Below are 23,448 nucleotides of genomic sequence, written 5' to 3'. Positions count from 1 at the left end.
CGGCCACGCCTGGGAATCAGCCGAGCTGCCTGGTGATCTCCGCTGCCCGGTCGGCGGCGGCGCGGGCGCCGGCGGCAATGATCGCGGGGATGCCCTGTTCGTCAAAGGTGGCAATGGCGCGTTCGGTGGTGCCGTTGGGGCTGGTGACGGCCTTGCGCAGCGCTGCGGGATCTGCCCCGGGCTCGGCCAGCATGAGGCCGGCGCCGGCCACTGTTTCGCGCGCCAGCAGGAGGGACAACTCCCGGTCCAGGCCCAGCTCTTCCCCTGCGGACGCCATGGCCTCGGCAAGGTAGAACGCGTAGGCAGGACCGGAGCCGCTGATGGCCGAGAGTGCATCCACCTGCTCCTCGGGGACCTCAACCACGGTTCCTGCGCCCTGCAGCATGTCTTTGACCATCTGGAGTTGTTCCGGAGTGCAGTGCGTGCCCGGCGAAACCGAGACGACGCCGCGGCCCAGCTTCGCGGGGGTGTTGGGCATGGTCCGGATCACCGGCTGCCCCGCGGGGAGTGCAGCCTCCAGCTGGGCGATGGACACGGCCGCAGCCACACTGACCACCACGGTGTCGGGCGAAAGGGCCGGGCTGATTTCCTTTGCCAGGTCCGCGATGCCCACGGGCTTGACGCCAAGGATGACTACGGCAGATCCCTTGGCGGCCTGTTTGTTGTTGTCAGGTTCTTCCTCGCCGGCGATGGCGGTGATCCCGTGGTACCGCTCGGCCAGTTCCGCGGCGCGACCGGCGCGGCGGACCGTGGCCACCACATCCCCCGGGTCCTTCCCCGCCTCCAGCAGGCCGCCAAGAATGGCTTCGTTCATGGATCCACAGCCAAGGAATGCGATTCGGTTGCTCATGCCTCCATCATTGCAGTTGCGAGGCATTCACAGGCAACTCCCATCTTCAGCGCAGGCAGCACACAACTTGGGGTCCTAACGTAGTTATTACCTCATTGAGGGTGCGAGTGATGCGGCAGGCATGGGGATGCCTGCCAAGGGCACCGGTGGCACGGCAGCAGGTTTTCCCCCATTTTCCTGTTGCCGGCCCCGGTGCTTCCGCTTTTAAAGAACCTGCTGCGAAGCAGGCTGGACCCCTGTGGCTAGACTGCTGCGTCCACCGGCCGGGAAGCGGCAACATGGGGCGCCGGCTCCAGGGGTCCGGCAAAGACCAGCTGGTCCAGGCGCCGCAGGATGAGCCCTTCGCGGAGCGCCCAGGGGCAGATGCGGAGCTTCTTGAACTTGAACACTTCCAAGGCTGCCTCGGCCACCAAAGCGCCGGCAAGGAGCTGATGGGCGCGCGCCTCGGAAACACCGGGAAGGTGCAGCCTGTCTTCCGAACTCATGGCCGAGATCCTCTGGGTCCAGATGCCAAGGTCGGAGGCGTGCAGTTCCCTCTTGACGTACGGCCCTTCGGCGCTGGGGGCGGCACCGGCGATGCGGGCCAGGGAGCGGAAGGTCTTGGAGGTTCCGGCCACCACGTTGGCCCGGCCCAGGCCGTCGAATTCGCGGACGGCAGGTTTGAGCGTGGCCCTGATGTACCGCCGCAGTTCCTTGACGCTTTTGGCCGACGGCGGATCCTCGGCGAGCCAGTCCCTGGTGAGCCGGCTGGCGCCCAGGGGCACCGAGGTGGCTACTTCCGGAAGTTCATCCTGGCCGAACGCCATTTCAAACGAGCCGCCGCCGATGTCCAGGTTCAGGATGGGACCGGCTCCCCACCCGTGCCAGCGACGTACAGCGAAGAAGGTCATGGACGCTTCCTCGCTGCCTGTCAGCTCCTGGAGGGTCACCGTGGTTTCGTGCTTGACCCGGGCCAGGACGGCTGGGCCGTTGGTGGCTTCGCGGATGGCCGAGGTACAGAACGCCAGGAGGTCCTCGGCCTTGTGCCGGGCCGCGAATTCCCAGGCTTCCAGCACGAACTCGGTCAGCTCGTGCTGGCCCTCGTCGCTGATGCTGCCATCCGGTTCCAGGTACTGCACCAGGGACAGCGGCCGCTTATGGGACGCGAACGGGACCGGCTGCGCGCCCGGGTGGGCATCCACCAGGAGCAGATGGACAGTATTGGAACCAATGTCGAGGACGCCTAGACGCATGGGGACATTATTGCTCGTCGGCGCGCTTGAAGTCGCGCCGGATGTTGGCAACGCCCTCGGGGTTGATCTCGAAACCGTAGGCTGCGCCGGGGTTGATCACCATGCCCAGCTCATCGCCGATATTGGCGATGATGGCAGCGCCCTGCGTGCCCAGGACGTTGGGGGCGGCTTCCAGGTACTGCTGGTCCACCCGGCTGGGGTGCGAGAAAACGGCAAGGACGGGGTCGCCGTCGGCGTTGGCAAGGACCAGGGGCTCCACCTGGGAGTCGATGCCCTCAACCGTGTCCGAGCTGATGATGTAGACCTCGCTGTTGAGGAAGGACAGGATGACGTCCACCGGGTCGGCGTCGGGCTGTCCGCCGGTGGCGAGCTTCTCCTCGAGGTCGTTGAGCGGCTGGAGATCCGTGTGCGCGGGCTGTTCAGTCATTCCCCTAGCCGATCACGATACGGTGGCCGGCGCAAACGCGCCGGCCACACGCCTACTTCTTGGCCGTTGCCTTCTTCTTCGCGGGCGCCTTGCGGGTGGCGGTCCGCTTGACCGGGCCCTTGGCGCGCTTCTCTGCCAGCAACTCCACGGCCTGTTCCCGGGTGAGTTCCTCCAGCGAGGTGGCACGGGGAACCGTGATGTTGGTGATGCCGTCGGTGATGTAGGGCCCGAACCGGCCCTCCTTCACCACGATGTTCTTCTCGGATACCGGGTCCGGGCCGAACTCCGCCAGCGGCGGCACCGCGGCACGGGCGCCGCGCTGCTTGGGCTGTGAGTAGATCTCCAGGGCCTGTTCCAGGGTGATGGTGAAGATTTCCTCTTCGGAACCAATGGAGCGGGAGTCAGTCCCCTTCTTCAGGTAGGGCCCGAACCGGCCATTCTGCACCGTGATGAGGTTGCCTTCGGCGTCCTCCCCCAGTGCCCGGGGCAGGCTCATGAGCTGGAGTGCCTCGTCCAGGGTGACGGACTCAACGGTCATCGACTTGAAGAGCGACCCCGTGCGGGGCTTTGCCTTGACGGGCTTTTTCGGCGGCTTGGGCTTGCCGTTCTTGTAGTACTCCACCGGCTGGTTGGCCAGTTCCTCGTCGGTCATCTCAGGGATGATCTCGGTGACGTAGGCGCCGTAACGGCCGTTCTTGGCCACTACGGTGTGTCCCGTATGCGGATCGGCGCCGAGCACGCGTTCTTCCGGGGCCGCCGTCTCCATCAGCTCGATGGCCTTGGCCGCGGTCAGCTCATCCGGAGCCAGGTCCTCGGGCACGTTGGCGCGCGCCGATTCCACGATCTCGCCCGTCTTCGGGTCCACCACGGCGGCGGAGCTTTCCAGGTAGGGGCCGAACTTGCCCACCCGGAGCGTGATCTCGTCGGTGATCGGGATCGAGTTGATTTCCCGGGCATCGATCTCGCCCAGGTTGTTGACGATGCTCAGCAGGCCCGGATCGGAATCCTCGCCGAAGTAGAAGTGCCGCAGCCATGAGGCGCCGGCTTCCTGGCCGTTGGCGATCTTGTCCAGGTCGCCTTCCATGTCGGCGGTGAACTCGTAATCCACGTAGTCGGAGAAATGCTGCTCCAGGAGCCGGATGACGGAGAAGGCGATCCAGCTGGGCACCAGGGCCGAGCCCTGCTTCCGGACGTAGCCGCGGTCCTGGATGGTGGAGATGGTGGAGGCATAGGTGGACGGGCGCCCGATGCCCTTCTTCTCCAGCTCCGCGGTCAGCGATGCTTCCGTGTAGCGCGGCGGCGGGGACGTCTCGTGGCCCACGGCCTGAATGTCCGCGGCCGTCAGGGAGTCATCCTTGGCCACATTGGGCAGCCGGCGTGCTTCGTCGGAGTCGTCGTCGCCGCGGGTCTCGTCCTTGCCTTCCTCGTAGGCGGCGAGGAAGCCGGGGAACGTGATCACGGTGCCGGAGGCGGAGAATTCCGCGTCCCGGCCATCTGCGGAGACGGCACCCAGGCGGATGGTGGCCGTTGAACCCTTGGCGTCGCCCATCTGGGAGGCGACCGTACGCTTCCAGATGAGCTCGTACAGGCGGAACTCGTCGCCGGAGAGCTGCTTGGCGACCTGGGCAGGCGTGCGGAAGGAGTCACCGGCGGGGCGGATGGCCTCGTGCGCTTCCTGGGCGTTGGCGGCCTTATTGGAGTAGACGCGCGGCGACTGCGGAATGTATTCGGGGCCGTACAGTTCGGAGGCCTGGCGGCGGGCTGCCGTGATGGCCTCATCGCTCAACGCGGACGAGTCCGTACGCATATAGGTGATGTAGCCGTTTTCGTACAGCCGCTGGGCGATCTGCATGGTGCTCTTGGAGGAGAAGCGCAGCTTGCGGCCGGCCTCCTGCTGCAGCGTGGAGGTGGTGAACGGCGCGGCGGGACGGCGCGTGTACGGCTTGGTGTCCACCGACCGGACGCGGAAGTCGGCGTTCTGCAGGCCGGCCGCCAGGGACGTTGCCAGTTCCTCGTTGAGGTGGGCCACGTTCCGGGACGTGAGCTCGCCGTTGTCGTTGAAGTCGCGGCCCGTGGCCACCTTGGCGCCGTCCACGGCGGCCAGCTTGGCCTTGAACGAGCCGGACTCGGCGCCGAACTGGCCGGTCAGGTCCCAGTAGGAGGCAGCCTTGAAGGCCATGCGTTCGCGTTCCCGGTCCACCACCATGCGGGTGACCACGGACTGCACGCGTCCGGCGGACAGGCCGCGGGCCACCTTGCGCCAGAGGACGGGTGAGATTTCGTAGCCGTAGAGGCGGTCCAGGACGCGGCGGGTTTCCTGGGCGTCCACCAGGTCCTGGTCCACGTCGCGCAGGTTGCCCATGGCGCGCTGGATGGCTTCCTTGGTGATCTCGCCGAACGTCATACGGTATACGGGCACCTTGGGCTTGAGTACTTCCAGCAGGTGCCACGCGATGGCCTCGCCCTCGCGGTCCCCATCGGTTGCGAGATAGAGTTCGTCGGCGTCCTTGAGCGCGGCTTTGAGCTCGGTGACCTTTTTCTTCTTGTCCGGGGACACCACGTAGTAGGGCTTGAAGTCGTGTTCAATGTCGACGGCGAACTTGCCGACGGAGGTTTTCTTCAGCTCGGCAGGGAGCTCGGACGGCTGCGGCAGGTCCCGGATGTGACCAATGGAGGCCTCTACGATGAAGCCCTCGCCGAGGTACTTGGCGATGGTCTTGCTCTTGGCCGGAGACTCCACAATCACGAGTTTCTTGCCGGTTTTGGCCTTGCTTGGCACGGTGCTCCTACAGAAAAAGGTTGCTGGGGCAGATGAGCCCATGTTCGCCTAGTTCACCATATTTTGGGGAATCGTGCGCATTCATGTGGAAAAGACGGGGCTCTGTTGAGGGCTTGAGGGGGCTTATTCCAAGGCGGGATTTCCGGCCGGGACCAGGAAGCCGTCACGGACCAGGTTGGCCACGTCGGCGAGCAGCGCACCCTGGAAAGTCCCGGCGTCGAACCCCTCCCCGCCGCCCAGGAGGGCCTCCAAAGCCCCGGCGATCTGCCCGGCGGTGAGGTCGCCGTCGCATGCGGACACGAAGCCTGCCAGCTCCGTGCTCATCAAAGTGGTGCGGCGCAGCCCGGCACCCTGCCGGAGCAGGATAACGCCGGGGTGTTCGGCGCCCGGGCGCTGGTGGCGCTCCTCGGTGACGTCCCCCGCCACCAGCAGGTGCGTGGCCGCAAGGTCATGCGCGGCGAGCCAGTCGGCGCGTTCGACGGCGGCACCCAGGTGGGGGCCGATGGGCTGCTCGATGGGGTAGGTGATTTCCTCGAAGCGGCTGATGGCGGCAGCGCGGCCGTCAGCGGGGCGGCGCAGCCAGACCATGCCGAAGCCGATGCCGGCAACATCCCGGGACCCGAAATCGGCAAGGTACTGGGCATACGCCTCCCGGTAGTGCTGCCGGTCCCGGGACTCCGAGGCGTCCCGGAGCCAGGTTTCCGCGTACTGTTCCGGGCTGACCTCTTCACGTTGTATGAACCAGGCGTCCGTGCCCTGCCGCACCCAGGATTTTGGCCGCTCCTCCCAGCTGCTGCCGGCGGCGACTTCCCAGTTGCCCAGCATCTGGGCCCAACCGCCGGGCTCCAAGACGCCGGGCAGGGCGGCCACCAGGGATGCCACGATCCCGTCGCCCGGGAGGCCGCCGTCGCGGTAGGTGAACTGGTCCGCTGCGTCCTCGCCGGGACTGCGCGGGGTGATGACGAACGGCGGGTTGGAGACCACCAGGCCGAACTCTTCCCCGGCCACCGGCTCCAGGAGCGAACCCAGGCGGAGGCTGACCCGGTCCTCGAGGTGGTCCGGGTCGACGGACAGCGCCTCCGCGTTGAGCAGGATGTTGAACCGCGCGTAGGCCAGGGCACGTTCGGAGATGTCGGTGGCGGTCACGTGCTGGCAGTGGTGCAGCAGGTGGAAGGCCTGGATGCCGCACCCTGTCCCCAGGTCCAGCGCGCGCCCGGTGTGGCGGCGGATGGTGGTCTGCACCAGGGTGGTGGATGCCTGCCCGATGCCAAGGACGTGGTCATGCCGGAGCATCCCGGCCTGCTGGTGGGCGGCGAGGTCGCTGGCCACCCAGAGCTCCGCGCCGCCGCTGCCGTCCTCATTCTTGTCCCAGCCGTACGGCCTCAGGTCAGCCTTAGCCGTAAGGAGCCCGGAGCCGGGGACGGGCTGCACCAGCCCCAGTTCAAGGAGACCGTCGGCGCCGGTGCCCGGCAGTGCGGCGTCGAGCGTTTCCTTTTCCTGCGGCTCTGCGAGGAGCCACAAGCGGACGACGGCGGCCAGCGGCGCCGTGCCGTTGTCGGCCCGCACAGCATGCTCAACAGCGAGCACCGCGGGGATGATCTGGTCCCTGTTCAGCGCGGCCGACGCTGCCGGGCCCAGCAGCCGTGCCACGCCGTCAAGCGTGTAGTCGAGCCCGCGCAGGTCCGCGGCGAGGGTGGAAAGCAGCGCGGGGAGGTCGCTTCGGGGAGCGTCGGCAGTGTTTCCGGCGGTGAACTCATAAGGGGATCCAGGCATCGCTCAAGTTTAGTCCGGCGTGGCTGCGGGGTACGGTGGTCACATGCCTTCCCGCCTTCCCCTCCTTCCGCGCGCCCGCACGGCGGCCGCTGTGGTCCGCCGTTCGCTGCCGGTGACGGTGGTGGCCGCGGCTCTCTGCCTGGCCGCGGCGGGGTGTTCACCCGTGAACTCGGTGGAGAATGCGGATGTTCCCAAGTGGCGGGCCACCGCCCTGCCCTCTACGCCGGCGGGTGTCGTGCTCCAGGATTCGGGGAAGATCCTCAACCGGAACCGCATTGTGCAGGAGGCCGCCAGGGTGCCCGCCGGCAGCTATGTACTCACGACGGTGTGCGAAGGGACCGGCAAAGCCTTCTTCGCCGTGTCCCTGGACGGCAAAGCCGTGACGGAAGCAGGAGCAGCCTGCAACGGCCGGCAGGAAACCACCAAAATAACGCTGTCCGCCACCGGACGGGTCGAAATCAGCAGTTCCAGCGTGGACGCTCCGCTGCTCTACGCCTACCAGCTGGCACCGGCGAAATAAGCCCTCTTCCGGCTCTGGCCCGCCGCCCGCTGCGGGCTTAGAGTCGGACTATGCCCAGCGTGCGGGGAATCTCCGCGCCCCTTCCCGAAGGGACAGCACGGGCGCTTCTGGCACCGAAGCCGGGAGCCGCCGTCGCCCTTGGACTGGTGCTTGCGGCAGGTGCACTGGCCGGCTGCGAATATACGTACGACGACGGCAGGGCCGGCAGCGCGCAGGGCACCGGGACTGCTGCCCCGGCGCCTGCGTTTACCCGCGACCCGCTGCAGCAGGATCCGGTGGGCGCGGCGGAGCTGGGTGACTGGGTGTCCCGGGCCCTTCCGGGTACCACCGGTCCCGTGGTCCAGGCCGACGCCGGGCTCCTGGCTGCCGGGGAGGACCGGCTGGTCGCGTCGCCGGTGCTGGACACCGGGACCTATATTTTGTCCATCGCCTGCCGCAGCCAGCGCCGGGTGACCTTCACGGTCCGCACCGAGACCCTCACCTTGGTGGACCTTGCCCTCCGGTGCGGCATCAACCGCGAGAACGTCATTTACCTGTCAACGGACAGTGTCCTCACGGTCCGGGTGGAGGCGAGGACCGCGGCGAACTACGCGTTCCGGGTGCACAGGCTCTAAACCGGGACGACGGGCGGGCATCACGCTCCCCCAGCCCGGTTGCGGTGGGGCTCAGGCCGCCGCGCAGCCGTCCGGGCAGCGGAGCGTCTCCGGGCTGGCGGCGCACTCGGCGCAGTACAGCGTGAGGGTGCGGCAGCTCGGGTTGGAGCAGTTCTCGAATTTGCTGGTGGGCGCCGAGCAGCGGGCGCACTGGCCGATGGTCTTGGCGTCCTCGCTGAATTCCAGGTGCATGCGCTTGTCAAAGACGTACAGCGAGCCCTCCCAGAGCCCCTGGTCCTTGAAGGCTTCGCCGTACCGGACGATCCCGCCGTCGAGCTGGTACACCTCTTTGAAGCCGCGGTTCACCATCAGGCTGGAGAGCACCTCGCAGCGGATGCCTCCGGTGCAGTAGGTCACCACGGGCTTGTCCTTCAGAGAGTCGTATTTACCGGACTCCAGCTCCTTGATGAAGTCATGGGTGGTGGCGACATCCGGTACCACCGCGTCCTTGAAGCGGCCAATCTGCGCTTCGAAGGCGTTCCGGCCGTCGAAGAACACCACGTCCCCGCCTTCCTGTTTCCTGGCTTCCACGAGCTCGTGGAGCTCCTCCGGCTTGAGGTGTTTTCCGCCGCCAACCACGCCACCGGCGTCGACCTTGAGTTCGCCGGGCGCGCCGAAGGAGACAATCTCGTCCCGCACCTTCACGCTGAGCCGGGGGAAGTCCGCCGCGCCGCCGTCGGACCATTTGACGTCGATTCCCCGGAACCCGGAGTACTCGCGGGTGGTCTTGACGTACTGTTTGACGGCGCCGATTTCCCCGCCCACCGTGGCATTGATGCCGTCCTTGGAAATGAGGATGCGGCCGGTCAGTCCCAGCTTTTCGCACAGGGCACGCTGCCAGAGGCGGACGGCGTCCGGGTCAGCTATGGGGGTAAAGCCGTAAAAGAGCACAATCTTGTTCAAAGCCACGTATTTAAGGGTACCGGCTGCTTTAAGGTCAGCGGCTGCGCTGCAGGGCCGGCCCGGGTCCGCGTGCGGCGGCTCGGGCCAGGCCCGGGCGTATCACAATTGCATAAGCACTTCGGCACCCCCTGTTGCTTGTGATCGGGCTGGAATAGTGTTCTTGCCATGAGCCCGGAAACCCTGGTTGAAGACATCACTGGCCTGCTCGAAGTGTGGGTTGCCGGCTGGGCCGGATGTCGCGGCTACCGGACCTCCACGGAGGGCCGTTTCCCCGCTGCGCTCCGCTCTGACACCAGCGGCGAGTGGGAAATTTTCGCGTCCGAACCCACCGATGACGAGTTCGCCGCCCTCGCGGCCAGGACTGCGGAATCCCCGGCGCGGGTACTGACCATTCTTACCAACGACCCCTCACGGTACGCCGCCCTGGCAGCCGGTAAAGGGCTGAACGTCACGTCCGATTCGCAGACGATGATGATCGTGGACATGGAGACGCAGGACGCCGAGGACCCTTGGCTGTCCGACGACGATCTGAGCCTGTCCACGTACGAGCAGGACGGCGTGCATTACGCCGAGGTCCGCTCCGGAGAAGCCCTCGCGGCCAGTGGCAGGGTGTTCGTGGTGGGTGACACCGCAGTGTTCGACAAGATCATCACCGAGCCGGCGTTCCAGCGCAGGGGCCTGGGCAGTTTCATCATGCGTGCGCTGGCGGCCCAGGCCTTCGGGCACGATGTCCGCGCCGGGTTGCTGCTGGCGTCCCTGGACGGGCAGAAGCTCTACTCCCATCTTGGCTGGACGACGGTGGCCCGGGTCCTGATGCTCTCGGCATCCCATGACGGGGCGGACCTCTCCCTGAGCTGAACGGGTTCAGCTGGGCCTGCCGTTTGTTTTCCCCGTTGGCGAACCTCGGGCGGGCGGCACTGTCATGGGTGGAAGAATGGTGGGGTGAACCCCCATGACTCCCTGATTCCTTTACTGGGCCGCGGCCCGGAGCCGGAACAGCTGCGTCATGTCCGCACCATACCGGCGCGGGAGGCAGTCCACGCGCCCTGGCCTGAATGGGTTCATCCGGACATTGCTGCGGCGTACGGGACGCTGGGCATCCTTGAGCCGTACCGGCACCAGGTTGACGCGGCCGGTGCAGCGCATTCGGGCCAGCACGTTGTGGTGGCTACCGGCACTGCGTCCGGAAAGTCCCTGGCATACCAGCTGCCGGCGCTGGATGCGATCCACCGGTCCGAGCTCCGGGTGCTCGCGGACCCGGGCAAGATTCACGACGACGGCGCCGTCACCCTTTACCTCTCCCCCACCAAGGCGCTGGCGGCGGACCAGCTGAACGCCATCCGCGCCCTGAAGCTGCCCACGGTCCGGGCGGAAACTTACGACGGCGATACCGATCCCTCCGCCCGCCGGTGGATCAGGGACCACGCCAACTTCATCCTGGCCAACCCCGACATGCTGCACTTTGGCATCCTTCCCAACCACGCGTGGTGGGCCGGTTTCTTCCGCCGGCTTCGCTACGTCATCGTGGACGAGGCGCACAGCTACCGGGGCGTGTTTGGCTCACACGTGGCCAACCTGATGCGGCGGCTGCGCCGGATCTGCGCCTATTACGGTGCGGGAACGGCGTTCCCCGAGCCCGTGTTCATCGCTGCCTCCGCCACCGCGTCCGAGCCCGATGTCTCCTTCTCCCGCCTCATCGGGGCGCCCGTCAAGGCGGTGTCCCGCGACTGCTCGCCGCACGGGGCCACCACCGTGGCGCTGTGGGAACCGGCGCTGACCGAGGTCAGAGGGGAGAACGGCGCGAAGGAGCGGCGGACGGCCGTGGCCGAAACCTCCGATCTGCTGGCCAACCTGGTATCCGCCCGGGTCCGCACCATCGCCTTCATCAAGTCCCGCCGCGGCGCCGAGACCATCTCCGCGATTACCAAACGGCTCCTCGACGAGGTGGATCCCAGCCTCCCGCAGCGGGTTGCCGCCTACCGGTCGGGGTACCTGCCGGAGGAACGCCGGGCAGTGGAGAAAGCCCTGCGTTCGGGCCAGCTGCTGGGTGTTTCCAGCACGTCTGCGTTGGAACTCGGGATCGACATCTCTGGCCTGGATGCCGTCCTGGTGGCTGGCTGGCCCGGTACGCGGGCATCTTTGTTCCAGCAGATCGGCAGGGCCGGCCGGGCGGGCCAGGATGCCATTGCGGCCTTCGTGGCCAGCGATGACCCGCTGGACACTTTCCTGGTGAACCATCCCGAGGCCATCTTCGACGTGTCGGTGGAGGCGACGGTCTTCGACCCTTCCAACCCGTATGTTCTGGGACCGCACCTGTGTGCGGCGGCCGCTGAGCTTCCCCTGGGGCCGGGCGAGCTGGACCTCTTCGGTCCCACCGCTGAAATGCTCCTGGACCGGCTGGTTGCCCAGGGCTACCTCCGGCGGCGGCCCGCGGGCTGGTTCTGGACCCACTCGCAAAGCGCGGCGGGGATGGTCAACCTGCGGGCAGACGGTGGGGGCCCGGTCAGCATCGTCGACGCCGAGACGGGTTCCCTCCTGGGGACCATGGACTCGCCGCAGACGCACTACCAGGCACACACCGGGGCCGTGTATGTCCACCAGGGCGACACCTATGTGGTGGAGGACCTGAATGAAGACGACCACTGCGTCATGGTCCGCCGGGCCAACCCCGACTACTACACGACAGCACGCGACGTAACCCAGATCGAGGTCCTGGACACCCTGCGGACCATGCAGTGGGGCGACGTGACCGTCCACTTCGGCGACGTGAAGGTCACCACCCAAGTTGTCTCCTTCCAGCGCAAGGCCCTGATCTCCAACGAGGTCCTGGGCGAGGAGCCGCTGGAACTCGGTGCACGGGAGCTCTTCACCAAGGCGGTGTGGTTCGTGGTGGACAACCGTTCGTTGACCGGGGCCGGCCTCATCGAAGCGCAGTTCCCGGGCGCCCTGCATGCCGCGGAGCACGCCGCGATCGGACTTCTGCCGCTGGTGGCTTCCAGCGACCGGTGGGACATCGGCGGGGTGTCCACTGCCCTGCATGCCGACACCGGGGTGCCCACCATATTCGTCTACGACGGGCACCCCGGCGGAGCCGGCTTTGCCGAACGGGGATTCGACAAAGCCATGGTCTGGCTGGCAGCGACCCGCGATGCCATCAAGGCCTGCGAGTGCGATGCCGGCTGCCCGTCCTGCGTGCAGTCCCCAAAATGCGGCAACAAGAACAACCCGCTGGATAAGGCCGCCGCGGTTACCCTCCTGGACGTGCTGCTCAAGGACGCCACAGAAGCCACGCCGGTGGATCTGGAAGCCAGGAGCTGATTCCCCGTCCGGAGACGTGCCCTTCGATGGCCCATCTCCCCCGATTCCCTGGCCCTATGGCGGAGGTCCTGCCCGGGCCCGTCCCGTCGCGGCACCCAGCAGTGCGCGCTCCCCGAGCTCAGTGCGCACCTCAATCGTCTGTCCCGGGCCCGCTGAGCAGCTGAGGACCGTGGCGGACTGCCGCGCCGCCACCTCAACGGCCACCGCGCAGGGATCCCCCGTGGTGATGCCGCGGAGGGCATCCGCCGCGGCGAGAGCTGCCAGGTCCGCTGCTGCTGCCGCCCTGCTCGCGAGCACGGCTGACTGGGCCAGCAGCAGCATGACGGCCATGGCCGTCATGACCACCAGCGCCAGCCCCGCGGCCAGGACCGTTCCCGACCCACGTTCGCGGCCATCTGTGGCGCCTTGTGGACTCTGACCGGGACCAAAATTCCGCCGCCCTCCCCGGGCGTACCGGCGTCTTGTGGCGTGCCGGCGCCCGGGTGCAGCACGACCGGACCCAGCACAGGGATGGCCGGTCCCAATCGTGGGGTGTCGCCGCCCGTGGTCACCCATCACCTGACGCCCCCGGCATCGCCCGATCCGTCGCCGCTGCCGGCGGCGCCGGTCCCCGCAGTCTCGCTGCGTATTGAGGCACGGGCGGTAAGGGTCCATGGGATGGAAGATCCCAGGGGTCCGGGCACCCGGTCAGTGACCGTGACCCTGAACCAGCCACCGTCGGCGGCAACTGTCGCGGACGCCGACCTGCCGGCGAGCATCCTGACGGTCCGTTCCACGGCTGCGGGGTCATCGCCCCTGGCCACGGCCCTGGCGCCGGCCCGGGCTCCCTCTTCAATACGCAGCTGAGTCATGCCCGCGGCGGCTCCGGCGAGCAACATGGCCAGGAGTGCCAGCACGGCCGGCAATGCCACGGCGAACTCTGCCGTTACGGTGCCGCGGGCGTCGCCCGTCTTGCCTGCCTGTTCCTGGTGACCGTAGCTGGAGCCCACACCCCCGGTCACCGCTTCAATAGTCTTCCGGATTGTCAGCAGTCCTGCCGTACGCGTCACGGCAGCGCCAGGGCGGTGCGGATGAGGTTCAGCAGGAAACCACGCACTTCATCGCTGCGGAGGATGAACACGAGCAGCCCGGCAAAACCCACCGCGGCCAGGGTGGCAATGGCGTATTCGGCTGTCGCCATGCCGGCTTCCGAGCCCAGCAACCCTACGCTGCGCCGCATCCTGCGGGTGCGGCCCGCAGCCGGGTACAGCTCCACCACGCTGCCGGGCGGCGGAAAGGACGCCCCTGGAAAGGACGTACCTGAGGCCGGTGCCTGCGGAACGAGTGCGCGACTGACAGTTGTGTTGGAAGCAAGGGCACGGGATGTGGCACGGGATGTGTATTGCGTCCCGACCGCGTTGCCACGGCTGCGGGCCGGCCCCATGGCCATCGGCCTGGGAGCGGTGGCCATCAGCCTGGAAGCGGTGGCCATCAGCCTGGGAGCGGTGGCCATCTGCCTGGAAGCAGCGGGTGCGGACATTCCGGCGGAGTAATTGCGACGGTAGTGGTTGGTGGACATCTGGTTTCCTTTCCATGGGTGCCGGTGGTTTTCCCGGCTGTCTTGACTCTTCCCGGCGGAGTTGTTGGGGGTAAGGGAGGGTGTGGGCTAAGTGGAAAAGCTGGGCTGCTCCGGCGCTGTGGAGGAGGGGACGGACGGCGCGGCCGGCATAGCTGGACCAGGAGCCGGGGCACCGGGACAGGCTGGGAACCGGGGCCCGGGAGCGGCGGGGCTGGCAACGAGCCGGATTGCGAGGAGCCAGCAGGTTAGGAACCGGACGGTACCAGGGCCAGCAACACCGGAACGACACCAAGGCAGATGAAGGCCGGGAGTGAGCACAGGCCCAGGGGAACCACCAACTTCACCCCGAGCGAAGCGGCCCGCTTCTCCGCAGCCCGAAACCGCTCCCGGCGGAGCCTCGCAGCCTGGGCGTACAGAATCGCTGACGACGGCGCGCCCGTGAGTGCGGCGAAGCCCAGCGCGTCCCGCAACTCCAGGACTTCGGGCAGCTGTATAGCGGAGCTGCGCCATGCCGTCTCCCAGTCGGCGCCAATGGCCAGCGCCGAGACCACAGGCCGCAGGGATTCCCGGTACTGCGGGGCAGCCGAAGCAGCCACCAGGTCAAGCGCCCGGCCAATGCCGGCGCCGGCATCGAGCATGGCCGCCACCAGCTCCAGCATCATGGCCGGATCCTTCAGCCCGCTGCCGGAACTCGCTGACGCCCCTTTGGTGGATGCCGTCGGTTGTGCCCCTGCAGCGGCAGGAAGCAGGAAGCGCAGCCGTTGGCGCGGCCTGACGTGGCTGGAACAGGCAAGCCAGGCGCTGGCCGCGAGCAGCAGGAACAACGCCAGGCCGGGAGCCCACCCCTGGGTCATGGCACTCATGCCCCTGCCGCCGCCGAAACCAGCCGGGCAGACCATGCCCTTCCCGTCACGGTGAGGACCACCCCGCCGAACAAGGCGGCCAGTCCCAGGGGTGTTCCCAAGAGGGTAGCGAGGGGATCCACGCCGAGGGCGGCACCGAGTCCAAGACCCATCAAGGGGAGCCAGGTCAGGAGCCGGACGGTGGCTTTGGGCCCTGCGAGAGCCGTCTGCCGGGCCGCGTCTGCGTCATCCTCCGCTTCCAGCTGGGCCGCGAACCGGGTCAGTACGTCGGCGAGCGGACACCCGCTGGCCTCCGCAATGTCAAAGCAGGCGGCCAGCTCCAACCAGGTCCTGGCCTCCCTGTCCCGGGGCTGGAACGCTGTGGAAACCGCGCGCCGGATGGAATCCGAAACGGGAGCTCCAGTCGCGGCGGCAGCACGCGCGGATGACAGAACCGCAGCTGATCCCTCTGACAGCACCGCCCCGGACACGCGTGCACGGTCTTGAAGCCGCTGCCCGTTTCCGCCATCGCCGTAAACCGTCCACAGCTCGTCCCACAACCGCCCCGGCGTCCGTCCGCCCCGGAGCAGTGCCGCCAGCTGCTGCACCACCAGGGTCAGGCCCGGCCCCCGCGACAGTGCCGCGCTCCTGCCGGCCGCCTTTCCACACGGCAGTACCAGGCCTCTCCTGACCCCCTGCGTGTTCTTCCTCCTGCCGGTTGCCGTGCGCAGCCGGGAAACCACGTCCAGGGGCGGTTTGAGGAGCAACAGCATGGCACTGCAAAGAAGCACGATGAAAAGGACCGTCACAGGGTTGCCCCGAGATCCATCCCCAACCGGGCCGCCAGCGCCGGCCACGCCGGACCTGCGACACCTGACTCCTTAATGGCCGGCACCACGGTCAGCCCTGCCGGGCCATCGGCGATGAGTCCAACGCACAGGACTTCCCGGGACTTCGGGGTCCTGCCGACATGGATGACAACGTCGAGGGCGCTGGCGGCCTGAAGCCGCACGGCCTCCGGGCCGAGCCCAGCGAGCGCGCCGAGGGCGTTGAGCCTGGCCGGGACCGCGGCTGCCGTGTTCGCGTGGATGGTTCCGCCACCGCCACTGTGCCCGGTATTCATCGCCGTCAGGAGCTCACGGACTTCAGCACCCCGGCACTCCCCCACCACCAGCCTGTCCGGACGCATGCGAAGCGCCTGGCGAACCAGCTCCCCCAAGTCCACGGCGCCGCCACCTTCAAGATTCCCGTGGCGTGATTCGAGGGCCACCACATGGGGGTGGACAGGGTTGAGTTCGGCCGCATCCTCGATCAGGACCAGCCGCTCTTCCGCGGAACAAAGGCCCAGCAGGGTGGACAGCAGCGTGGTCTTACCGGAACCCGTGGCACCGCTGACCAGGAAACTCAACTTCCTCTCCACTATCCTCTCCAGCACCGTCTGCACGCGCTGGCCGAACATGCCGCCCGTGCGCAGCTCCGCCATGCTGAAAACCCTCTCCCTGCGAATCCGGACGCTCAGCAGCGTCCCGGACGTGGACACCGGCGGCAACACGGCGTGGACACGGTAGCCGCCGGCAAGCCTGACATCGACGCAGGGCGACCCGTCATCCAGGCGGCGCCCGCCTGCAGCCACCAGCCGGCAGGCCAGCGCGCGCAGTTGGGCCTCGCCATCGAACACGACAGGTACGCGCTCGATGCCCCTGCCACGGTCCACCCACACGGAATCGGGAGCGTTAACGAAAATGTCTGTGACGGCAGGATCCCTGGTGAGCTCCTGCAGCGGTCCCAGTCCGTTGAGTTCGGCACTGATCCGTTCCACCGCGGCAAGCGCTCCGGCGGTGCCCAACAGCTTGCCCGTGGCCTGGACAGCTGCAGCGACGCGCGACGTTGTTACCGCTCCAGCCTCGGCCATCATCGACTCACGGACGGATTCCAGCAGCCCGGAATCAACGGCCCGGCCAGTACCGGCTGCCTCACCGGCCCGCGCCTGGCGAACGGCCTGGTTCGCTTCAAGGATCCGGGCACTGCGCCGTGCACCCAGGCCCCCGGACCTTGCAGCGCTGCCCGTATCGGGAGCTGGAGGCGGAGCTGAGGGTGTACCCGACGGCCGCCTCATGCCACATCCCCCGCCTGCAGGTCCTCGCCGAGCCAATCGAGCACCGTGGCGCCGAAATGCCGGATGCTCCGCCGCTTCCCAAAGTCCAGCAGGCGCCCCGCTTCCATGACTACCGGGACGGCCCGCAGTTCGGGGATGCGGCCCCGCACGGGCAACCCTACGGCGTCAGCAATCAGGGAACTGTCCAGCGCAGCGCCTGGCCGGCCCCGCACCAGCAAGGCAGCCTCCACGGGCGGAAGTTCCTGCAGCAGGCGCACCGTTGCGACCGCGGCCTTCAGCTGCGCCGGCACCACCACCATGATCCGGTCGCAGTCCCAGGCCACCGTATGGAGCGGCTCCGCGCCCCTTCCCACATCCACGACGACCAGCTCAAAACCACGGCGGGCAGCATCGAGCACACCCGCTGCGGCGGCAGCAGGGACAGGGACCGGCTGCTCCCGGGTGGCTGGCCAGGACAGGAAGGAAAAACCTCCGGCCACGGGCAGGGAGTCGGAGAGCTGCAGGGGATCAATGCTGCCCCTTGCCTCCGCGAGGTCCGGCCAGCGCAGTCCGGGGGTGTCCTCGGCAGCGAGCGCCAGTTCCAGGCCACCGCCCCAGGGGTCCCCGTCAACCAGCAGGACGCGTGCCCCCAGCCCTGCCGCGGCCTGGGCTATCCAAATGGCGGCGGTGGTTGCGCCCGCCCCGCCGCAACCGCCCGTGATGCCAAGGACCAGGCCGCCGGGGCCCGGCGAGCGTGACCGGCTCAGATGGTCCGCCAGCCAGGCAGCGGCATCGGGCAGCACGGCAACGCGTTCGGCGCCCAGGGCGGCGGCGAGGTGCCAGAGGCTGTCCCCTTCGCCGTCGAGGCCCACCATGACGGCAGGGGTGCGCCGCCGCGGTGGCAGCTCCCGCACATCGCTGCCCACCAGGACGGCCGATGCAGCGTCCCAGTACCGTCCGCCTTCCACTGCATCCGGAACGACGCGCAGCTGGGTTCCGGCGGCTGCCACGATGCGCTCCACTTCGGCGCGGAGGACCCCCGAGGAGGTAACCAGCAGCACCCCGGCCGCCCCGCCCGGTGCTGAACCGCCCGGCGGTGAACCGTCCGGCGGTGAACCGTCCGGCAGCCAGGCTGCGCCGGACGCCGGGTTGTCCGGCAACGCAGCACGGGAGGGTGACCTCCGGTCTGGTGGCCGCCGGAAGGAATCCGTGGCCTGCCCCGGCGCGGGGTGCGGTGCATTCAGCTGGTGCCTGCTCATGCAGCCACTCTGCCGCGGCAACAAAAGCCCGTTAAGGGGCCACCTCCCCTATGTGGACAAACAGGGCCACCACTCCCGGCAGGGCACAATGGGAACATGTACCTGCTGCTTGCCGCCCACCCCCGCGGTGCGGCACTGCAGGAACTGACACAGGCAGGCGACCCCCAACCGGCCAACCCCGGGCCCCGGCTGGTGGCACCCGGCGAGCTTGCCGCCGTCGTCCGTGAACTCGAAGCCCAACGCCCGGGAGGACAGCCGCCCCGGTGGATCTGGCACCGGACGCAGGACTGGTACCCCGCGCTGCTCGCCTCCGGTGTGGAGGTGGAGCGCTGCTACGACGTCACCCTCTGCGGCAACATCCTGGCCTTTTCGCAGTTCAGCGCACATACCGATTACGCCAGGAATACCGACAGGGTCCCGGTGGAGGATCCCATGCTCCCGCCGAAGGCTCTGCTGCCGCCGCGTCCCCCGGCGGACCAGGGAGCGCTGTTCGACGATCCGGGTGCCGGACCGGCCCCGGGGTGGGGACTGGAGGACCTCCGCGCCGAATACGCGGCCCAGCAGGCCGCCCTGGCCGGCGTGGGGACGGAGGAAAACCGCCGGCACCGCCTCCAGCTGCTGCTCGCGGCGGAGTCGGCAGCCGCCATGGTGGCTGCCGAGATGCAGCACGCGGGCGTTCCGTGGCGGGAGGACCTGCACGAACAGATCCTGGTTGACCACCTGGGGCCCCGCCCGACCGCCGGACAGCGTCCACAAAGACTGGAGGCGCTTGCTGCGGAACTGCGTGCCCTGCTCAACTCCCCGGGGCTCAACCCCGACTCGCCGCAGGACCTGATGCGGGCCCTGCACCGCAACGGCATCGAGGTGAAGAGCACCCGGAAGTGGGAGCTCAGGGAGTCCAGCCACCCTGTCATCGAGCCGCTGCTGGAATACAAGAAGCTCTCCCGCCTCCACACGGCCAACGGCTGGTCATGGCTGGACGCCTGGGTGGACGGTGGCAGGTTCCGCCCCGAGTATGTGGTGGGCGGAGTGGTTTCCGGGCGCTGGGCGTCCCGGGGCGGCGGCGCACTGCAGATCCCGCGCCAGGTCCGCGGAGCGGTCCATGCAGACCCGGGCCACAAACTGATCGTGGCCGACGCCTCGCAGCTGGAACCGCGCGTCCTGGTGGCCCTCGCGCAGGACTCCTCCATGGCTGAGGCCGCCCGGGACCAGGACCTGTATGCCGGCATCGCCGCCAAGGGCTTCGGCGGGGACCGGGCCAAAGCGAAGATGGCGTTGCTGGGCGCGATGTACGGCGCCACCTCCGGCGAGGCAGGGCGGCTGATGCCGCAGTTGGCGCGCACCTATCCGCGCGCCGTCGACTTTGTGGAGCGTGCGGCGCGGGCGGGTGAAGCCGGCGGAACGGTGACCACGCGGCTGGGCCGCAGCAGCCCGCCGCCCTCGGAGCGGTGGTTCCTGAGCCAGCGCTCCACCACCGCCGAAGAGCAGCGGCGCGCAGAGTCCATAGCCCGGTCCCGGGGGCGTTTCACCCGGAACTTCGTGGTCCAGGGCTCCGCGGCGGACTGGGCGGCGTGCTGGCTCGCGGAATTACGACGGCGGCTGCGCACCCTTCGGACAGCGGGCACCGGCGGCAGCGGCGGGACGGTCCGGGCCGAGTTGGTCTTCTTCCTGCACGATGAGGTGATGGTGCATGCGCCCGCGGAAAGGGTTGACGCCTGCATCGCCGCCATCGAGGAATCGGCCGTGGCGGCAAAGGAGCTATTGTTCGGGCGGATCCCGGTGGAGTTCCCGGTGAGCCTCGCCGTCGTCGACTCCTACAACCTCGCCAAATAGCGGTCCTGGCGGGCGCCGGATACCTGCCCATGAGATGCAAGGTAACCTACCCGGCAGTAGCTCGACGGGCAGGGTGGCGGACGTTACAGTCGGAGGCGGTGGCTGAAACAGACCGGTCCACACGCTGATGCAACGACGCATACCAGGGAGGTCCCCGTCCATGGCGGGAAGATTTGAAATACACCGCACAGGCGACGAGTCGTACCGGCTGCGGCTCACCGACTCCGAGGGCAACACCGTTGCGGTTTCGCCAACCTTCAAGTCCCTGACCATGCTCCGTGACGGCATCAAGGCCATGCGCGAGAACGCCGCCACCGGCATCGTGGTGGATTTGCGCCAGCAGGCCTGAGGTTTAGACCCCGATCGGATGCAGCCGGTTCCGGTCCCACGGAACCGACCAGCCGAGCTGGTCGAAGAGGCCACTGAGCACAATGCCGGTGAAGCCCCACACCACCACCCCGTTCACCGTGAACGCTGGGCTGTCGAACGTCCGCCCTGCCCGGTGGACGGTGGCCATCACCCGGTTGTCCGGGTCCAGCAGGTCCCGCACCGGGACGCGGAACACCTGGGCGGATTCACCATAGTCCACCACCCGGACCGGCGAGGGTGCCTGCCACCACCCCAGCACGGGCGTCACCAGGAAGTTGCTGTGCGCCAACCCCAGCTCCTGGAGCGTGCCCAGCACTTCCACGCCGCTGGAATCCAGTCCGGTTTCCTCCTCGGCTTCCCGGAGCGCGGCCTCCACCGGAGTTTCGTCCCTGTCGATGCCGCCGCCGGGAAAGGCCACCTGGCCCGGATGGGAGCCCAGGGTGTGGGCGCGTTCCAGGAGCAGGACGTCGAGGTCGGCCGGCGCAAGTGGCTTGCCGGACGCGGCCGGGACGTCGTCAAGAACGCCAAAGAGCATCAGCACCGCGGCCCTGCGGGCGCGTGCCGCATCGACGGTCAGGGCAGCCCAGCGCGGATCAGGAGGGCCTGCCGTTCCGGTTTTGGCCCGCCGGACCAGCCCGGCGAGGTCTTCGCGGGCGCTCACGGGGTCCTCTTCTGGGAAGCCATCCGGATCTCTGCGGCCCGGTGCTGTTCTGCCAAGTACTGCTCCAGCAATGCCTCGCTGCCGGGGGCAAGTTCGTATTTGAGGAGCTTGGCCGCCTTGACGGGGTCGGTCTCGCCCAGACCGTAGCTGGGGCACCAGTTGGCCACCGGACAGGCGCCGCAGGCGGGTTTCCTGGCGTGGCAGACCCGGCGGCCATGGAAGATCACCCGGTGGGACAGCATGGTCCAGTCCCTGCGCTCGAACAGCTCCGCCACGTCCTGTTCAATCTGGACGGGATCCTCTGACTGGGTCCAGCCAAACCGCTTGGCCAGCCGGGCGAAGTGCGTGTCAACGGAGATCCCCGGAACGCCGAAGGCGTTGGCGAGCACCACGTTGGCGGTTTTGCGGCCCACGCCGGGCAACGTGACCAGTTCCTCCATCCGCCCGGGCACCTCGCCGTCGAACTCGTCCACCAGCCGCGTGCACAGTGCCTGGACGTTCTTCGCCTTGGCTCGGAAGAACCCGGTGGGCTTGAGGATGGCCTCAAGCTCCGTGGGGTCCGCCTCCGCCAGGGCACGGGCATTGGGCCACCGCGCGAACAGCACCTTGGTGACCTGGTTGACCGTCACGTCGGTGGTCTGGGCGGACAGGACGGTGGCCACGAGCAGTTCGAACGGATTGCGGAAATCCAGTTCCGCATGGGCGTACGGGTATTTCTCGGCCAGGGCCCTGTGGATGCGCCGCGCCCTCCGCTTCAGCGCCAGGACGGATTCGGACGAGACCACGGGCATCCCTGCGGCCTGGCCGGTCTTGGTGCGGGCCCCGGCCACCGGCGTCAGCCGCGCTCGATGTTGCTGAGGTCGCGCAGCACGCCCAGCCGTCCATCGGTGTGCTGGACCAGGAATTCGTGGCCGCGGTCCTCAAGTGCCAGCACCCAGCCGCCGGGTTCAATCACGAACGCGGGGGCACCGGTGCGGGGGTCGAAGGCGGTGCGGTGCTGGGCAACGGCAAACCAAAAGGCCTCGTGGATCGGCTGCCCGTCCATCTCGTCGTGGCGGCTTGCCGGGTCCACCGTTGCCCCGATGGGCTGCTCGGCGCGGACCTGCTGGTGAACGGCGGTGGCAGCCGGCGGCTCCCACGCCGCCTGGGGGGCATGGGCTGCGGGGACATCCCCGTGCTGGGTCTCCTCCGCAACGGGAGCAGAAGCAGGGCGGACGACGTCGGCTGCCTGGGTGGGCGGCCCGGCGTCCACTTCAGGGGTCCGTTCCGACGTTTCGGGGGCGGGCGCGGACGGCGACGACGCGGACGCGGCAGGCCCGTGGGCACCGGAAGCGGCGGCCGCGGCACCGGCTCCTGCAGCGGCAGCTCCGGCGGTTCCCGCGTTTGATGTCCCGGCGGCAGCCACCGGTACGGCAGCGGTAGCGGGCGGCTGCGCGGAACGGACGGGCTCAGGGCTGTGGCCGGCAGATCCCGGCTGGACAGCGGAGGAGCCGGCACCGGCACCCCCGAAGATGCCGGCGCCCTTGAAGCCGCCCTTGGACTGGTTGGCGCCGGTCTCCGGTTTGGCCGCTTTAGGGGCCCGCGGCTTCCGGGTCGGGACCGCGGCTTCGCGGGCCACGACATGCGCCGGCATCTCGGGCCGGTCCTTGAAGTCACCGGACAGATAGGGCACGAAACGGCCCAGCACCGTGGCAGTGAACAGGATCAGGGAGCCGATCAGGCCCACCAGCAGTGTGGTCCCATATCCGGAGGCCACCGACAGGAAGAAGAAGGCGACGGCAAAGGAAGCCACCACGGAGGCGAACTGGTCGATGGAGAGCGAACCCACGCGGATCCGGGTTGCAGGGGCCAGCCGGCGGGCGGCGAACAGGGCACTGGCGATCAGCGGCAGGATGATGCCCAGCCCCAGGAAGAACAGGTTGTTCAGGTTCCACAGGTTGTACCGGGCACCAAAAAGGGGCAGCAGGGACGCGACAAACAGGATCAACGTCCCGGCGAAAACGGCCAGGTCCCGCACAGTGAACGGACCGAGGACGGCATGGTTGGCGTTGGGGTCGATCTTTCCGGAGGCAGCGTTGCGCCCTGCAGCCTGTCCCTTGGCGGCGCCGGCGGCGGCCGTCGGGTGACCTGGTCCCACAGCGGCGGATCCGGAGCCTCCGGGCCCCGGCTCGGTGTCCGGGGCCGTTCGCTGGCCGAAGCTCTGCTGGTTCATTCTGCTCTCCTTAGCGTGGCGGCACCGGGCCCGGTCCGGACCCGAAAACCGTGCCGTCTTGACATGCGGACCGGGCCCGTCCAGGCACTGTTTGCGCCTGGGCGGAGCGGTCCGAAATGAAGTCACAATTCCATCTCAGCCTAGTCAACAGCCTGGCTGATCAC

At 68.3% G+C, this 23,448-nt stretch carries 23 protein-coding genes; 7 read left to right on the top strand and 16 right to left on the bottom strand.

Features of this window, described 5'->3' with window-relative positions:
* Positions 1–16: 16 nt before the first annotated feature.
* The 5 genes from proC to BACI349Y_RS04225 form a co-directional block, all read right to left on the bottom strand.
* A complete protein-coding gene (gene proC, locus BACI349Y_RS04245) occupies positions 17–850 on the bottom strand; it encodes a pyrroline-5-carboxylate reductase (RefSeq protein WP_159630749.1) in 834 nt (277 codons plus the stop codon).
* 242 nt (positions 851–1,092) lie between these two features.
* Positions 1,093–2,082, bottom strand: a complete 990-nt coding sequence (locus BACI349Y_RS04240) for a Ppx/GppA phosphatase family protein (RefSeq protein ID WP_159630747.1) — start codon at positions 2,080–2,082, stop codon at positions 1,093–1,095.
* Between the two features lie 7 nt (positions 2,083–2,089).
* On the bottom strand, positions 2,090–2,509 hold the full coding sequence (locus BACI349Y_RS04235) for an SseB family protein (RefSeq protein ID WP_159630745.1): 420 nt from the start codon (positions 2,507–2,509) through the stop codon (positions 2,090–2,092).
* Positions 2,510–2,561: 52 nt separating this feature from the next.
* On the bottom strand, positions 2,562–5,288 hold the full coding sequence (topA, locus tag BACI349Y_RS04230; RefSeq protein WP_159630743.1) for a type I DNA topoisomerase: 2,727 nt from the start codon (positions 5,286–5,288) through the stop codon (positions 2,562–2,564).
* Positions 5,289–5,411: 123 nt separating this feature from the next.
* A complete protein-coding gene (locus tag BACI349Y_RS04225) occupies positions 5,412–7,061 on the bottom strand; it encodes a DUF7059 domain-containing protein (protein ID WP_159630741.1) in 1,650 nt (549 codons plus the stop codon).
* 43 nt (positions 7,062–7,104) lie between these two features.
* Here BACI349Y_RS04225 and BACI349Y_RS04220 point away from each other — a divergent pair, with 43 nt between their 5' ends.
* Both BACI349Y_RS04220 and BACI349Y_RS04215 read left to right on the top strand, forming a co-directional pair.
* Entirely contained in the window at positions 7,105–7,581 is a 477-nt protein-coding gene (locus tag BACI349Y_RS04220; protein ID WP_159630739.1) for a hypothetical protein, read from the top strand.
* Positions 7,582–7,631: 50 nt separating this feature from the next.
* Entirely contained in the window at positions 7,632–8,195 is a 564-nt protein-coding gene (locus tag BACI349Y_RS04215; RefSeq protein WP_224027016.1) for a hypothetical protein, read from the top strand.
* Positions 8,196–8,246: 51 nt separating this feature from the next.
* Here the strand turns inward: BACI349Y_RS04215 and trhO are convergent, their stop codons facing one another.
* Positions 8,247–9,143, bottom strand: coding sequence for an oxygen-dependent tRNA uridine(34) hydroxylase TrhO (gene trhO, locus BACI349Y_RS04210; RefSeq protein WP_159630737.1), 897 nt, complete (start codon positions 9,141–9,143; stop codon positions 8,247–8,249).
* Positions 9,144–9,302: 159 nt separating this feature from the next.
* Here trhO and BACI349Y_RS04205 point away from each other — a divergent pair, with 159 nt between their 5' ends.
* Positions 9,303–9,995, top strand: coding sequence for a GNAT family N-acetyltransferase (locus tag BACI349Y_RS04205; RefSeq protein WP_159630735.1), 693 nt, complete (start codon positions 9,303–9,305; stop codon positions 9,993–9,995).
* 84 nt (positions 9,996–10,079) lie between these two features.
* Positions 10,080–12,455 (top strand): DEAD/DEAH box helicase, encoded by a 2,376-nt coding sequence (locus tag BACI349Y_RS04200; protein WP_159630733.1) that lies wholly within the window; start codon positions 10,080–10,082, stop codon positions 12,453–12,455.
* Positions 12,456–12,509: 54 nt separating this feature from the next.
* On the opposite strand, the gene BACI349Y_RS20395 is transcribed toward BACI349Y_RS04200, so the two are convergent.
* Genes BACI349Y_RS20395 through BACI349Y_RS04185 form a run of 3 tightly spaced genes read right to left on the bottom strand, consistent with a single transcriptional unit; the run spans position 12,510 to position 13,635 of the window.
* Positions 12,510–13,010: an Rv3654c family TadE-like protein gene (locus tag BACI349Y_RS20395; protein ID WP_159630731.1), complete on the bottom strand. Its 501-nt coding sequence runs from the start codon at positions 13,008–13,010 to the stop codon at positions 12,510–12,512.
* The gene (locus BACI349Y_RS04190; RefSeq protein WP_328699837.1) at positions 13,010–13,504 is read right to left on the bottom strand and encodes a TadE family type IV pilus minor pilin; all 495 of its coding nucleotides are present in this window, start codon (positions 13,502–13,504) and stop codon (positions 13,010–13,012) included. Before BACI349Y_RS04190 ends, BACI349Y_RS20395 begins: the two co-directional genes overlap by 1 nt.
* The gene (locus BACI349Y_RS04185; RefSeq protein ID WP_260680545.1) at positions 13,501–13,635 is read right to left on the bottom strand and encodes a DUF4244 domain-containing protein; all 135 of its coding nucleotides are present in this window, start codon (positions 13,633–13,635) and stop codon (positions 13,501–13,503) included. The genes BACI349Y_RS04190 and BACI349Y_RS04185 overlap by 4 nt, the downstream gene beginning before the upstream one ends.
* Here BACI349Y_RS04185 and BACI349Y_RS04180 point away from each other — a divergent pair.
* A complete protein-coding gene (locus BACI349Y_RS04180; protein ID WP_201302545.1) occupies positions 13,634–13,987 on the top strand; it encodes a hypothetical protein in 354 nt (117 codons plus the stop codon). The genes BACI349Y_RS04185 and BACI349Y_RS04180 overlap by 2 nt on opposite strands.
* Positions 13,988–14,258: 271 nt before the next feature.
* Here BACI349Y_RS04180 and BACI349Y_RS04175 read toward each other — a convergent pair whose 3' ends face one another.
* Genes BACI349Y_RS04175 through ssd form a run of 4 tightly spaced genes read right to left on the bottom strand, consistent with a single transcriptional unit; the run spans position 14,259 to position 18,008 of the window.
* A complete protein-coding gene (locus BACI349Y_RS04175) occupies positions 14,259–14,867 on the bottom strand; it encodes a type II secretion system F family protein (RefSeq protein ID WP_159635178.1) in 609 nt (202 codons plus the stop codon).
* Between the two features lie 5 nt (positions 14,868–14,872).
* Positions 14,873–15,628: a type II secretion system F family protein gene (locus tag BACI349Y_RS04170; protein ID WP_159630729.1), complete on the bottom strand. Its 756-nt coding sequence runs from the start codon at positions 15,626–15,628 to the stop codon at positions 14,873–14,875.
* 32 nt (positions 15,629–15,660) lie between these two features.
* Complete coding sequence (locus BACI349Y_RS04165; protein ID WP_159630727.1) at positions 15,661–16,971, bottom strand: TadA family conjugal transfer-associated ATPase; 1,311 nt, start codon at positions 16,969–16,971, stop codon at positions 15,661–15,663.
* Entirely contained in the window at positions 16,968–18,008 is a 1,041-nt protein-coding gene (ssd, locus tag BACI349Y_RS04160) for a septum site-determining protein Ssd (RefSeq protein WP_159635175.1), read from the bottom strand. Before ssd ends, BACI349Y_RS04165 begins: the two co-directional genes overlap by 4 nt.
* Before the next feature lie 297 nt (positions 18,009–18,305).
* Here ssd and BACI349Y_RS04155 point away from each other — a divergent pair, with 297 nt between their 5' ends.
* Together BACI349Y_RS04155 and BACI349Y_RS04150 are read left to right on the top strand one after the other, a co-directional pair.
* Positions 18,306–20,042: a bifunctional 3'-5' exonuclease/DNA polymerase gene (locus BACI349Y_RS04155; protein ID WP_159630726.1), complete on the top strand. Its 1,737-nt coding sequence runs from the start codon at positions 18,306–18,308 to the stop codon at positions 20,040–20,042.
* A 160-nt stretch (positions 20,043–20,202) separates the two neighbouring features.
* Positions 20,203–20,391 (top strand): YegP family protein, encoded by a 189-nt coding sequence (locus tag BACI349Y_RS04150; RefSeq protein ID WP_159630724.1) that lies wholly within the window; start codon positions 20,203–20,205, stop codon positions 20,389–20,391.
* Between the two features lie 3 nt (positions 20,392–20,394).
* Here BACI349Y_RS04150 and BACI349Y_RS04145 read toward each other — a convergent pair whose 3' ends face one another.
* From BACI349Y_RS04145 to BACI349Y_RS04135, 3 genes are read right to left on the bottom strand one after another with little or no spacing between them, the layout of a single operon-like run.
* Positions 20,395–21,072, bottom strand: coding sequence for an NUDIX hydrolase (locus tag BACI349Y_RS04145; protein WP_159630722.1), 678 nt, complete (start codon positions 21,070–21,072; stop codon positions 20,395–20,397).
* Positions 21,069–21,863 carry an endonuclease III gene (nth, locus tag BACI349Y_RS04140; protein WP_159635172.1) on the bottom strand — a complete coding sequence of 265 codons (795 nt, stop codon included), beginning with the start codon at positions 21,861–21,863 and terminating at the stop codon, positions 21,069–21,071. The genes BACI349Y_RS04145 and nth overlap by 4 nt, the downstream gene beginning before the upstream one ends.
* A 44-nt stretch (positions 21,864–21,907) precedes the next feature.
* On the bottom strand, positions 21,908–23,284 hold the full coding sequence (locus BACI349Y_RS04135; protein ID WP_159630720.1) for a hypothetical protein: 1,377 nt from the start codon (positions 23,282–23,284) through the stop codon (positions 21,908–21,910).
* Positions 23,285–23,448: the final 164 nt, after the last annotated feature.

The organism is Arthrobacter sp. 8AJ, assembly GCF_902506025.1.
GTDB lineage: Bacteria > Actinomycetota > Actinomycetes > Actinomycetales > Micrococcaceae > Arthrobacter.
The sequence above is the reverse complement of the archived record's forward strand: the minus strand, read 5'-3'. Positions and strand labels throughout refer to the sequence as shown.